Below are 635 nucleotides of genomic sequence, written 5' to 3'. Positions count from 1 at the left end.
AAAGGAGAAACCCGTTTTCTGTATAATGTTAATTTTTGTTATATCCCCCTTGAAAAATTCGGGATTCTTTGCATAAAATAGTCGCAGTCATCCTTTGCGGTTAATGTCATGACTTCTACCCTTTTGCGGAGCCTTCCTGCTGTTGACGATGCTTTGTTCAATTTCGCTCAATCTGATGGCTTGAGTCAAGCTAATCAGGTGAATAGTGCGAGAAATCAGCGTTTAACCGCTACCGTAGTTTTCCTCGATGCTGGTGTTACCGATTATCAAAGTCTCCAAGCTGGGGTAATTCCAGAAGTCGCCACCGTTATTCTCACTCCCAATCAAGACGGAATCGAACAAATCTCCGCTTTTTTACCACAAAATCCCCAGATTACCACCACCACCTCTATTATTAAATCGGTGCGTTACGCTATCGCGCTTCACAGCCTAGGAGTAAGCAGACAACTCAAATGAACCCAACAACCGCCAATTATGATGAACCCTGGAAAGAAGCATTAACCGAGTATTTTGAAGCGTTTTTATACTTCTTTTTTCCCGAAGTTCACCAATTAATTGATTGGACAAAAATTCCCGAATCTCTAGAAAAAGAACTGAAACGTATTACCGCTTCAGCAAAGACAAAAAAACGTTTT

General features: G+C 41.1%; 1 protein-coding gene and 1 pseudogene. Both read left to right on the top strand.

The features are described from left to right. The first annotated feature begins 108 nt into the window (after positions 1–108). Positions 109–456 carry a DUF4347 domain-containing protein gene (locus tag MICAI_RS17275; protein ID WP_008205183.1) on the top strand — a complete coding sequence of 116 codons (348 nt, stop codon included), beginning with the start codon at positions 109–111 and terminating at the stop codon, positions 454–456. Continuing rightward, positions 453–635, top strand: a pseudogene (locus MICAI_RS17270) (hypothetical protein); the annotation flags it as partial. The gene MICAI_RS17275 and the pseudogene MICAI_RS17270, both read left to right, overlap by 4 nt.

Source organism: Microcystis sp. T1-4, from assembly GCF_000297435.1.
Lineage (GTDB): Bacteria > Cyanobacteriota > Cyanobacteriia > Cyanobacteriales > Microcystaceae > Microcystis.
The sequence above is the reverse complement of the archived record's forward strand: the minus strand, read 5'-3'. Positions and strand labels throughout refer to the sequence as shown.

Bases quoted from the DNA above. Each gene is read 5' to 3' on its own strand.
- MICAI_RS17275 (WP_008205183.1), top strand. From the start codon at position 109: ATGACTTCTACCCTTTTGCGGAGCCTTCCTGCTGTTGACGATGCTTTG.